This is a genomic window from Thiocapsa sp. (assembly GCF_022340925.1).
Taxonomy (GTDB): domain Bacteria; phylum Pseudomonadota; class Gammaproteobacteria; order Chromatiales; family Chromatiaceae; genus Thiocapsa.
On record NZ_JAJDNA010000041.1, the window covers coordinates 15,860 to 27,133 of the forward strand.

Sequence of the window (11,274 nt, forward strand, 5' to 3'; positions counted from 1 at the left end):
AAATCCTTGGTATTGCGGCTGACCAGCAGCGCGTCCTCTTTCTGTGTGCTGGCTTAGATGATGGCATCCGGCAGGCGCATTTTGTGACTGCGCCGAACAGTGACTGCAATTTCGGCGACCCTGGCATCGATGCCGACCTGACGGAAACGTGACAGAAACGCGCGAACCGTTTGAGCGCCTCTACCTGCTCACGGGTAGCTCGACAATGGTGCGCATGTGTTTGTCCCCGTGATCAAAGCTGTCGTGATGTCGTCATCATATGTCACGTGATCGGGCGGTGAAACAGAGAATCCTGGGTTTCGGTAGCAGAGGCGGGGTGCTATGAGGTTGCTACACCATGATTCCGGTGAGCGCGCATCTAATGGATTAAATAGAAAAAAACAGGATGCGTTGACCCAGGCAGGCATCGGGGCAACCGACAGCTTGCGGTTCGCGGAAACATCGGAAGGAAAAGACAAGGAGAGGATGCCTTCGAGCTCGCCTCGGATGTCCGGAAAGGCGTTACCGGCTGCCGGATGCGGCGGCGATCGCCCGGTGACGATCCCCGCCGTGGGCGGAACCGGCATGACCGTGGCGCAGTCGCTCCGATCAGCCTAGGATCAGGCCCTCGCGGACTGTCCGCCTTCGCCCGGGCGGCGGACCGGCACCTTGAGGGTCACCAGCTCCTCGGCGCTGCTCGGATGGATCGCCACGGTCGCGTCCAGATCGGCCTTGGTGGCGCCCATCTTCACCGCCACGGCGAAACCCTGAAGCATCTCGTCGACACCGTCGCCGATCATGTGGATGCCGACGACGCGTTCCTCGGACCCCGTGCAGATGAGCTTCATCGCCGTTTTGGGACCGTGCTCGTTCAGGGCATAGCGCATCGGCGTGAAGCGCGTCTCGTAAACCGTCAGGGTGTCGCCGAAGCGCTCGCGCGCCTCCGGCTCGGTCAGCCCGACCTTGCCGACCGGCGGATGCGCAAAGACCACGGTGGGGATGTTCTCGTAGTCGAGCCTGAGGTCAGGTTTGCCCCCGAACAGGCGCTCTGCGAGCCGACGCCCGGCGGCGATGGCGACCGGGGTCAGTGGCTCGCGGCCGGTGATGTCACCCAACGCGTAGATCCCGGAGACATTGGTGTTCTGATAGGCATCCGTGGCAATGATCCCGTCCGGCTGCACCTCGACGCCCGCGGCCTTCAGGTTCAACTCGCGGGTGTTTGGGGCCCTTCCGACGGCCCACAGGAGGGTGTCGAAGCCGCCCAGGCGCTCGCCGTCGCGCGCGACCAGAGAGAGCCCCCCGGAGTCCTTCGCGAGCGCCGCGACCTCGTATTCAAGCCGCATTCGAACTCCCTGTGCACCCATGTTCTCCGCCAGTGTCTCGCTGATCATGGGGTCGAACATCCACAGCAAGCGGTCCTCGAGGGCGACGATGGTGACCTCCGATCCGAGGGCCCGGAGCAGCCCGGCCAGCTCCACGCCAATGTAGCCGCCACCGATGATGGCGATGCGCTTGGGCTGGGTCTCCAGCGCGAAGAAACCGTCGGAGGTGATTCCCAGCTCCGCGCCCGGCATCCGGGGCACGATCGGGCGCCCCCCTGTGGCGATGACGAGATGGTCGGCACTGTAGCGCTGGTCGCCGACCGCGATGGTCTTGCCATCGACGAACCGCGCGAGACCCTGGATCCGCGTGATGCCCTCCTGTTCAACATAGCCGTCCCAGTAACGGTTGATATCGGCGACATAGCGGTTACGGCCCGCCACCAACGCGGACCAGTCGATCCCCTCGGCTCTGACACGCACGCCGTACCCTGGCGCATCGGCGACAGCGTCGGCCAGGTGGGCCCCGTACCACATGACCTTCTTGGGAACACAGCCGGCGTTGACACAGGTGCCGCCGAGCTTGCCTGCCTCGACCACGGCGACCCGGCGACCCAGCTGTGCGGCCTTTTCAGCGACCGCGAGGCCGCCGCTGCCCCCGCCGATAGCGATCAGGTCGAAATGCTCACTCATTGTCTTGACTCCTCGCGAGGATGCGCCTCGCCCCGGTGATGCTTTGCGGGCATTCCGCCCGCGACGCAGTCTGGTCCATCCTGCCGATCGGTCCTCGGACGGACGACCGGCCCGAACCCGGGTCGTCCGCCCGTCGTGCGCGATGCGGCTCTACGCGGCCTGCCGGTCGTTCAACCACATCTCGACCGCGTCCGACCCCCCGATCAGCTGACCGTTGACGAACACTTGCGGGACGCTCGTGGCATTCGCGACGGCGCGCAGGGTCTGCTCCGTGTAGTCGCGGTTCAGCACCAGCTCCTCGTAAGCGAGACCGGCGTTGCGCAGCGCCTCCTTCGCCTTGACGCAGAAGGGGCAGCCATCCCGCGTGAAGACCGTCACGTCCATCGGCTTGGGGGCGTCGGGTGCCAGGTAGGCCAGCATGGTGTCGGCATCAGATACGCCGTAAGGGTCGCCTTCGACGTCCGGCTCGACGAACATCTTCTCGACCACGCCGTCGCGGACCAGCATGGAATAGCGCCAGGAGCGCTTGCCGAAGCCAAGATCGTCTTTGTCCACCAGCATGCCCATTCCGGCGGTGAACTCGCCATTGCCGTCGGGAATGAAGGTGACGTTGTCGGCGTGCTGGGACTTTTTCCACTCGTTCATCACGAAGGTGTCGTTGACCGACATGCACACCACCTCGTCGACGCCGTGCTCTCTGAACGTCGGAACCAGCTGGTTGTAGCGCGGCACGTGCGAGGATGAGCAGGTCGGGGTGAAGGCACCCGGCAACGAAAACAAGACAACGGTCTTGCCGGCGAAGATGTCGTCAGTGGTCACGTCGACCCACTCATGTCCGCGACGGGTGCGAAAGGTCACCTGGGGGACGCGACTCCCGGTACGATCTTCAAACATGGCTGAATCTCCTTGGTTCGGTTGAAGTGGTTTGGTTAAAGACGCGTTGGCTGAGCTCGGTCAGCTCCGTTGATCGGGGTGCTGACCGTTCGCTATCGGGAAATGGGGACAAACAAACGATCCGAAAAATGGAATATTAAGATCGACGCGATCGTTAACAGCGATGAGTGGCCTGGGTAACCCCCGGGCTAGTTTCAACGGGGATGAATCGGTTCAGCCGCCTCCGCCCCGGCCTCGGGCGACTGACGGGGCCGACCCGAGATTGCGTTTGCGGGCGCGGCGTCGATCGGGGTGCTGTGTCCGATCCTGGCGTGTTGTGGTGCCACCCCGAAACGACCGAGCGTGGCAGGGGCCGCAGTCTGCCGGCGCATGCGGCTCGACCACCTTTCACCACGCGGCGATCCGAGGGGGGTGAACCTGATGTATGGTGTCAGTCTGCGCATGTCGGCGCCGTTCGACGAAGCGGTTGCCAGGGTGACGCAAGCCCTCGCGGAGCAGTCTCGCGGCGTGCTAAGGGATATCGATGTCCAGGCGACTTTGCAGGCCAGGGGTGGGATGGGGCAGCGTCCTTGTCGGAGTCTGGTGCGGGCAATCCGGGTTTTGCTCACCAGGCGCCGCTGCCCATCGACCCGGGCATGGGGCCCCTGCTGCCCTGCCATGCCGTCGTGCGGGAGGATGAAGACGGTGCGGTCACGGTCTCATTCATGGATCCGCTGGCGATACTTCGAATGGTCGACCGACCTGAGGTCCCGGTCATCGCCGCGGCGGTGCGGGGCCCTCTGGAGCGAGCAGGTGTCGCGATGGCGAGTTGCTCGCGCCGCACGAAATGGAGGTTTGGTGGAGCCGAGGGGGATCGAACCCCTGACCTTCGCATTGCGAACGCGACGCTCTCCCAGCTGAGCTACGGCCCCGTATCGGGCCCCGGATCGTCTCCGCGGATGATCGACCCGACCATCCGGAAACATCCTGAGCCAGAGGCATATCTTGCACTGCCCTGGGGGCTCGAAACAAGTACCGAGATCAGACAGGAGCACGCATGCTGGATTCCCGTCCTTTGCTCTTTCCTTCCGACTTCCCTGGGATCAACCGCCATCCCCTGCGGACGCTGCAGGTCAACCTGGGCTATCGCTGCAATCTGAGCTGCCGCCATTGCCATGTCGATGCGGGGCCAAAGCGCTTCGAGTCAATGTCGCCGGAGACGGTCGCCGCTGTCCTGAGCTTTCTCGATCGGCACCCGCTCGAGACCTTCGACATCACCGGCGGCGCCCCCGAGCTGCACCCCGAATTCCGACGGCTGGTGCGTGAGGGTCGTCGCCGGGGCCTGGAGGTGATCGACCGCTGCAACCTGACGATCCTCGAGGAGTCTGGACAGGAGGACCTCGGTGACTTTCTGGCCGAGCAGACCGTGCATATCGTCGCCTCCATGCCTTGCTATCTCGAGGAGAATGTCGAGGCGCAACGCGGCAGCGGCGTATTTGCGGCGAGCATTGCGGGTTTGAAATTATTGAACCGGCTTGGATATGGCGTTGAGGGGAGCGGTCTGGAGTTGGATCTGGTCTTCAACCCCCAGGGCCCGACGTTGCCGCCCCCTCAGTGCGCCTTGGAGTCGGACTATCGGGAGGCTCTTGGTCAGCGTTACGGCATTCGGTTCAATCGACTGTTGACGATCACGAACATGCCGATCAAACGCTTCGGGAGTCTGCTCCAGTCGACAGGGCAGTTCGACGATTATCTGGCCCTGTTGAAAGATGCGTATCGTCCAGAGAACCTGGAGGCGGTCATGTGCCGCGATCTCATCAGCGTGGACTGGCAGGGCTTCGTCTTCGACTGCGATTTCAATCAGATGCTTGATCTACCGATCGAGCAGGATGCGCAACGCCTTCATATCGGGGAGCTGGACGCATCACGACTCGCGGGGTGGCACATCCGCACCGGAGAGCACTGCTATGGATGCACCGCCGGCCAGGGGAGTAGCTGCGGCGGGGCCTTGCTGTGACCACGATACGAGCGGTCAGCGGTTGGCTGACAGGATTCGATATCCCGATGCCTGCGTCCTGATCGCCGCCACGGCACCGGTTCCGGGGCAAGTCAAGACCCGGTTGGCGCCCGCGCTCGGTCCCAGGGGAGCGGCTCGCGAACGCCAGGTTGGCAGCTCCGGTGCCCTGGTGCAGCCCTGACCGGGGGCATCCGGTGTTTCGCCGGCTCGTCGGCATCCCGGGTGCACCGGCCGAGATCGCCGGGGTCGAGGCGGACAGGGCACGCTGCGTCGCGACTCGGACGTCGCTGACTACGCCGTGCGCTCGAGGATCAGCTCCAGCACGGCCTTGCTGCCGAAATAAGCCAGGATCAGGACCCCGAACCCGCCGAGCGTCCAGGCAATCGCGGTGCGGCCGCGCCAACCGCTTCGAAACCGCCCGATCAGCAGGCCCCCGAACATCAACCAGCCCAACACCGACAGCACCGTCTTGTGAACGAGGTGTTGCGCGAACATGTCCTCGAGGAAGGCAAAGCCGCTGAGGAGGGCGAACGTCAGCAGGACGAAACCGGCCGTGATCATCTCGAACAGGAGGCTCTCCATGGTCTGCAAGGGCGGTAAGGTACGGACGAAGCCGCCGGGGTGACGACTGCGCAGGTGATGATCCTGCACCGCCAGCAGTATCGCCTGAACAGCGGCGAGGGTCAGGAGGCTGTACGCGAGCATCGACAGCAAGACATGGATCTTCAACGGCCAGCTGGCGCTCGGTTGCATGAAGCTGACCTCGCGGAAAATGGCCTCGAAAAGGAGGCTGAGGGCCGCGGCTGGCAAGAGCAGCAGACCGAGGTTCTCCACCGGCTTGGTAAGGCTTGAGACCAGCAACAACGTGATCACGGTCCAGGAGGTCAAGGCCAGGGCGCTGTAAAAGCTGAGATGGAGACCGGCGTGGCTGAAGATGCTGTCCCAAAGGAGCCAGCTATGCAGCAGCAGCCCGACGAATGTCACGGCCAGCGCGAGACCCCTCGGCGGGATCCAGCCAGCGTTCGCCCGGAACAGGCGCAAGCCGATCAAGACGGTGGCGGCCGAATAGCAGAAGATGGCGGCGATGGCAACGAGGGTGTGGCTCATAGCATTGAAACGAACGGCGCAAGGGACTGAATCGGAAAACGGCGTGCGGTCGTATCGCGTGCAATTGCCGCGCATTATACTCCGATGTTTCGTGACCGGCCGGATGCAGTCGGCGTTTTCTGTCAGATCGTTTTCGCGGGCGCCCAAGCCCGACCAAGATTGAGGCCCACCCTATGTTTGAGAATCTCCAGGACCGTTTTGGCGACGTTCTCAAGAACCTGCGCGGTCAGGGGCGTCTGACCGAGGACAACGTCAAGGAGACGGTGCGCCAGGTGCGCATGGCGCTCCTGGAAGCCGATGTCGCGCTCCCGGTGGTCCGCCAGTTCGTGGAGGAGGTACGTGAAAAGGCACTGGGCGAGGCCGTGACCAAGAGCCTGACCCCGGGGCAGGTGATGATCAAGATCGTCAACGACGAGCTGGTCAAGCTCATGGGGCAGGCCAATGAACAGCTTGATCTCACGGCACAGCCGCCGGCGGTGGTCCTGATGGCGGGTCTGCAGGGGTCAGGTAAGACGACGAGTGTGGCGAAGCTCGCCCGCTGGCTCCAGGAGAAGCAGGGCAAGTCCGTGGTGGTCGTCAGTTGTGACGTCTACCGCCCTGCGGCCATCGAGCAGTTGAGGACGGTGGCGACCGAGGTGGGAGCGGAGATCGTCCCCAGCTCTCCGGACCAGAACCCGATCGAGATCGCAAAGCGGGCCCTGGAGGTGGCGCGTAGACACTTCAAGGACGTGCTGATCGTCGATACCGCAGGTCGCCTCCATGTCGACTCGGCCATGATGGACGAGATCAAGGCCGTGCACGCGGCCGTAAAGCCGATCGAGACCCTGTTCGTCGTGGATGCCATGACGGGTCAGGATGCGGCCAATACCGCCAAGGCATTCGACGAGGCGCTGCCGCTGACCGGCGTGGTTCTGACCAAGATCGATGGAGACGCCCGCGGCGGTGCGGCCCTCTCGATTCGTCAGGTCACCGGTAAACCGATCAAATTCCTGGGGACCGGCGAGAAGACCACGGCACTCGAGCCCTTTTACCCGGACCGAATCGCCTCTCGTATCCTCGGCATGGGCGACGTCGTCTCGCTGGTCGAGGAGGTCCAGGCCAAAGTCGACAAGGACAAGGCCGAGCGGCTGGTCAAGAAGCTCAAGAAGGGGAGAGAGTTCGACCTTGTGGACTTCAAGGAGCAGCTCGACCAGATGGCCAAGATGGGCGGGATGATGAGTCTGATGGAGAAGCTGCCGGGTATGAGCCAGATTCCGGATCATCTCAAGGACAAGGCCAGTGACAAGGAGATGGGCAAGCTGATTGCCATTATCAACTCCATGACGCCTCAGGAACGCCGTTTCCCGGCGGTCATCAAGGGTGCCAGAAAGCGCCGGATCGCGGCCGGCTCCGGCACGCAGGTACAGGATGTGAATAGGCTGCTCAAGCAGTTCACGCAGATGCAGAAGATGCTGAAGAAGATGAAGGGCGGCGGCATGGCCAAGATGATGCGATCCATGCAGGGCCGCATGCCCGGCGGTTTCCCACCGGGCGGACTGCCCCCCGGCGGTATCCCGATGTGACGTTGAGCTCAGGCCTCAGCGATTCGGTTGCCCACTGCGGGCGCGGGCGATGCGCGGGCGCCAGTGCGGGGATCAGGATGATTCGCCCCTCGGGGACTGCAGCGGCTGGGGCTGCGCAGCCCCGCCGGGCTCAGACGCCGTGTCGTCTTCCCTCGACGGCTGCTTGCAGAAGGCGCTGCGGGCGGAGATGCAGCGCAGGGGCAACGTGAGCATCGTCAGGGTGACCGAGGTCAGGGCCCCGAACAGCAGGGAGATCGCCATGCCCTGGAAGATGGGGTCGAACAGAATGGTGGCGGCCCCGCCCATCATGGTGAGGTCCGTTACCCAGATGGGGCGCATGCGGATCTGACCGGCCCTGAGCACTGCCTCCTCGATTGGCAGGCCGCGGTGCATCTCGTTCTTCGCGAAGTCCACGAAAAGGATGGAGTTGCGCACCTCGATCCCGGCCAGGGCGATGAAGCCGATCATGGAGGTCGCGGTGAACTCCGCGTTCAGCAGCCAATGACCGGTGACGATGCCGATGATGGTCAGCGGGATGGGGAGCATCACCGTCGCCGGGATCAGGAAGTCATCGAACTCGATGACCAGGAGGATATAGATCAGTACCAGGGCCGCGGCAAAGGCCAGGCCGAGGTCCCGGAAGGTCTCGTAGGTGACGGTCCACTCGCCGGTCCACTCGAAGCTCGACACCCCCTCGTCTTCCGGCGGCCCCGTGAGGGTCCCGGAGAGGGTGACGCCGTCGGGCGTCTGGTAATCCGTCAGCAGCTCGTTGACCCGCAGCATTCCGTAGATGGGTGCTCCCAGTCGGCCGGACATCTCTCCCACGACGTACTCCATGGGGCGTAAGTCCGTGTGGTAGATGATCGAATCCTCCGGCACCTTCTCGAACCAGCCAAGCTCCGCCAGCGGGACGGTCGCACCGTCGGCCGCGGGGATCGGGAGCTGACCCAGGGCGCTGGTGGAAGCGCGCAGGGAGAGCGGTAGCTCGACCACGATGTTGACGGGCTCCAGGACCTTTTCACGCTTGACGTCGCCGAGCTGGTACCCACCCATCGCCATGGCCAGGTTGCGGTTGATGGTGTCCACTGTGACACCTCGGCGGGTGGCCTTCTCGGTGTCGACCTCGAAGCGCCAACGGTCATGCGGCTCGCTCAGGTAGTTGTCCACATCGGCGATGTCCGGGACCTGCTCGAAGAGGTGCGTCAGGTCCCGCGCGACTTCCCGCCGGGTCTCCGCGTCCGGGCCATAGACCTCGGCGACCACCGTCTGCAGCACCGGCGGCCCTGGCGGCATTTCGACCACCGCGATGCGCGCACCGAGATCCCGCGCGATGGGGGTGAGGAGCGTGCGGGCGGCCGCGGCGATCTGATGGCTGCTGCGCTCGCGCGCGTGTTTGTCGAGCAGCATCACCTGGATATCGCCCTCCCAGGCTTTTCCGCGCAGGTAGTAATGGCGCACCATGCCGTTGAAGTTGAAGGGCGAGACGGTGCCGACATAGCTCTGCAGGGCGGCTACCTCCGGGACCCCACGCAGGGCCTCGGCGAGGCGCCGGGTCACGTTAGCGGTCACCGGCAGCGCCGTGCCCTCCGGCAGGTTGACCACCACGTTCAGCTCCGGCTTGTTGTCGAAGGGCAGCATCTTGACCGTCACCGCCTTGGTGTAGAACATCGAGCAGGCGAGGAGGAAGGCGATGACCACGACCCCCAGCAGGCCCCAGGCCAGGGGGCGGTGGCGGATGAAGGGGGAGACGATGGGCCGGTAGATCTTGCCGATGATCTCCTGTGTCCTCCGCTCCCGCTCCTCGGCGCGCTTCAACGCCTCGAGTCGGGGGCGGAGCTGGTAGGAGCACCAGGGCGTAAACACAAATGCTGCGAACAGCGAAAATCCCATGGCCACCGACCCGAGCACCGGGATCGGCCGCATGTATGGACCCATCATGCCGCTGACGAATCCCATCGGGAGCAGCGCCGCGAGGATCGTCAGGGTGGCGATGATGGTTGGATTGCCGACCTCCCGGACCGCGTCCACCGCGATGTCGATGCTGGTGCGGCCCTCCAGCAGCCAGCGGCGGAAGATGTTCTCCACCACCACGGTGGCGTCGTCCACCAGGATCCCGATGGAAAAGATCAGGGCGAACAGGCTCACCCGGTCAATGGTGTAGTTGAGTGCCCAGGCCGACCAGATCGTGATCAGGATCACCAAGGGGATGACGATGATGACGACCATGGCGGGCCGTGTGCCAATGGTGATGAAGCAGATGACGCTCACAATGAGGGCGGCCTCGAGCAGGGCGGACAACAGCTCGTTGACCTTGTCGTTGGCGGTCTTGCCGTAGTTGCGGGTCACGCTGATCTGGACATTCTCTGGGATCAGCCTTCCCTTCAACGCGTCCACCTTGGCCAGGATGTCGTTGGCCACGCGTACCCCGTTGGTGCCCTCCTTTTTCGCGATGGCAACGGTCACCGCCGGGGCCCCGTCGGTGCGCGGCTCGCTGGCCGGCGCCTGGGGCCCGCTGTGATAGGTCACCATCTGCGCGGTCTCTTCCGGTCCCTCATAGACGAGGGCGACGTCCCGGAGATAGATTGGCCTGCCGAATTGGGTGCCGACCACCAGGTCGGCCACATCGTCGGCGCTTCGCAGATACCCCCCGGTGCTCACCCTGAGCAGCTGGTCGCCCGCCTCCAGAGTCCCGGCGCCCCGCTCGCGGTTGGCCTGGCGGACCGTTTCGGCGACCTGGTCGAGCGTGACACCATGACCCGCGAGACGCTCTGGGTGCACCTCGATCCGGATCTGTTGGCGGCGACCGCCCACCACGAATCCCGGTCCTGTGTCCTTGACCTCCTCCAGGCGCTGGAGAACGTCGTTGGCGAGGATGCGCAGCTCGCTGTCGTCGAGCTCCAGTGACCACAGGGTCACCGTGACGACCGGCACGTCGTCCACCGTCTTGGGCTGCACCAGCGGCATCGAGACCCCGGGCGGGATCTTGTCGAGATTGGTCTGGAGCTTGTCGTGGACCTTGACGATGGAAGGACCCAAAGGCTCGCCGACCTCGAAGCGGACGATGACCATGCCGCGCTCCCGCTCGGCGGCCGAATAGACATGCTTGACCCCCGGGATCTCGCTCATCATGCGTTCCAGGGGCCGTACGGCGAGGCTTTCAACCTGCTCCGCCGAAGCCCCGGGGTACTCGAAGAACACATCGATCATGGGGACCGAAATCTGAGGGTCCTCCTGACGCGGGGTGACGATCAGCCCCAGGATGCCGACCAGCAGGGTCGCTATCATGAGCAGCGGGGTGAGAGGGGAGTCGATGAAGACGTTGGCGATCGTCCCGGCCAGCCCGAGGGGCGGCCGCTCCACCTGCAGCGGGGGAAGATGATAGGCCGCCGGGCGGCGCGAGCGGTGCTTGGGATGATGATGCGGGATGCGAGTCATGGTCGGAGTTACCCCGCTGAACGCATCTGACACGAGGGGCTCGCGGCACCCTCACGACAACGGCGTCGACCGGCATCAACCATCTGCCCGACGCCCCCTCGGCAGCTGAGGCCTGCGGTGGCGCGGGAACATCCGGAGAAGCCCTGACAGGGTTCTCCTGACTCTGATCACTCGAGAGGCGGATTCAGCCAGCCCCGCACCGCTGCGAGCGGCATCCTACACAGATATTATAGATTGCTAACGTACAAGGGACAGGAAACCCGGCAGTCTCATCGGCGGTCGGCGAGCG

The 11,274-nt window shown here is 64.3% G+C and carries 6 protein-coding genes, 1 tRNA gene and 1 pseudogene; 3 read left to right on the top strand and 5 right to left on the bottom strand.

Features of this window, described 5'->3' with window-relative positions:
- Positions 1–599: 599 nt before the first annotated feature.
- Together gorA and LJE61_RS05415 are read right to left on the bottom strand one after the other, a co-directional pair.
- Positions 600–1,991 (bottom strand): glutathione-disulfide reductase, encoded by a 1,392-nt coding sequence (gorA, locus tag LJE61_RS05410; RefSeq protein WP_296917710.1) that lies wholly within the window; start codon positions 1,989–1,991, stop codon positions 600–602.
- A gap of 150 nt (positions 1,992–2,141) precedes the next feature.
- Positions 2,142–2,885, bottom strand: coding sequence for a glutathione peroxidase (locus tag LJE61_RS05415; RefSeq protein WP_296911264.1), 744 nt, complete (start codon positions 2,883–2,885; stop codon positions 2,142–2,144).
- Positions 2,886–3,326: 441 nt separating this feature from the next.
- Here LJE61_RS05415 and LJE61_RS15380 point away from each other — a divergent pair.
- Positions 3,327–3,664: pseudogene (locus tag LJE61_RS15380) on the top strand (DUF302 domain-containing protein); the annotation flags it as partial.
- Between the two features lie 56 nt (positions 3,665–3,720).
- On the opposite strand, the gene LJE61_RS05420 reads toward LJE61_RS15380, so the two are convergent.
- Positions 3,721–3,796, bottom strand: a tRNA-Ala gene (locus LJE61_RS05420).
- 125 nt (positions 3,797–3,921) lie between these two features.
- On the opposite strand from LJE61_RS05420, the gene arsS reads away from it, so the two are divergent.
- Positions 3,922–4,881: an arsenosugar biosynthesis radical SAM (seleno)protein ArsS gene (arsS, locus tag LJE61_RS05425; protein WP_296917713.1), complete on the top strand. Its 960-nt coding sequence runs from the start codon at positions 3,922–3,924 to the stop codon at positions 4,879–4,881.
- 291 nt (positions 4,882–5,172) lie between these two features.
- Here the strand turns inward: arsS and LJE61_RS05435 are convergent, their stop codons facing one another.
- Complete coding sequence (locus LJE61_RS05435) at positions 5,173–5,988, bottom strand: cytochrome C assembly family protein (protein ID WP_296911602.1); 816 nt, start codon at positions 5,986–5,988, stop codon at positions 5,173–5,175.
- 173 nt (positions 5,989–6,161) lie between these two features.
- Here LJE61_RS05435 and ffh point away from each other — a divergent pair, with 173 nt between their 5' ends.
- A complete protein-coding gene (gene ffh / locus LJE61_RS05440) occupies positions 6,162–7,550 on the top strand; it encodes a signal recognition particle protein (protein ID WP_296911604.1) in 1,389 nt (462 codons plus the stop codon).
- Positions 7,551–7,622: 72 nt separating this feature from the next.
- Here the strand turns inward: ffh and LJE61_RS05445 are convergent, their stop codons facing one another.
- On the bottom strand, positions 7,623–10,985 hold the full coding sequence (locus LJE61_RS05445) for an efflux RND transporter permease subunit (RefSeq protein WP_296911606.1): 3,363 nt from the start codon (positions 10,983–10,985) through the stop codon (positions 7,623–7,625).
- Between the last annotated feature and the right edge of the window lie 289 nt (positions 10,986–11,274).